This window comes from Sandarakinorhabdus glacialis, assembly GCF_014643455.1.
In the GTDB taxonomy this organism is placed as follows: domain Bacteria; phylum Pseudomonadota; class Alphaproteobacteria; order Sphingomonadales; family Sphingomonadaceae; genus Sandarakinorhabdus; species Sandarakinorhabdus glacialis.
Window position 1 is genome coordinate 1 of the sequence record NZ_BMJM01000039.1, and the last position, 635, is coordinate 635.

Annotated in this window: 1 protein-coding gene and 1 pseudogene; one reads left to right on the forward strand and one right to left on the reverse strand. The window is 64.3% G+C overall.

From position 1 onward, the window contains the following. Positions 1-104 precede the first annotated feature (104 nt). A pseudogene (locus tag IEW98_RS16055) lies at positions 105-422 on the reverse strand (IS21 family transposase); the annotation flags it as partial. Positions 423-455: 33 nt separating this feature from the next. Between IEW98_RS16055 and IEW98_RS16240 the strand changes: the two are divergent. Further along, a partial coding sequence (locus IEW98_RS16240; RefSeq protein ID WP_207792617.1) for a hypothetical protein occupies positions 456-635 on the forward strand: 180 nt, incomplete at its 3' end.

The window sequence follows — 635 nt, forward strand, 5'->3', positions numbered from 1 at the left end:
CGGGGCTAGCCCCGCCATCGGAAACACTCCTACTGGCGGCATGATCGAAACCCGGGATTAGCTTAACTTCGCCGCCAAACTGTCCAAACAGACGGGACCACCTCATAATCCTTCACCACCGTGTAGCCGCCGGTAAAGTCATGCTCGTCGCGCAGCCGCTCGAAGATCCGCTTCTCCGTGTGCCGCTGCTTCACTGGCCCCGTCCGGTCGCCGTCCATGATCGTGTCGATCACCGGCAGCAGCGTGCCCAGCTTGGGCTTCGTCACCGGCACCGTCCGCGTGTAGCCCGGCGGCAACGAAAACCGGCACATCTTCAGCACCGTCTCTCGGCTCAACCCGAATACCCGCGCCGCCTCGCGCCGGCTGTGACCCTCGACAAACACGAAACGCCGAACCGCGGCATAGTTGTCCACGCCAAACATCCCCGGCCGCCTCCAAAGGAAACAGCCTTACCAATGGCCGGGTTTTACGCCGCCCTCATCGGCACTCCGCCGACGATCCATTGGCCTGCTTTGTCACCGCCGTGCACACGTTGGGTGCCACCTGACCTGCCCCAAGTCCAGACAGCCTACAGCGGCAAGCCGCAGCAGGTCATTCGCAGTGGCATCGCCGACCGCATGCGCCGCCCACGGCGC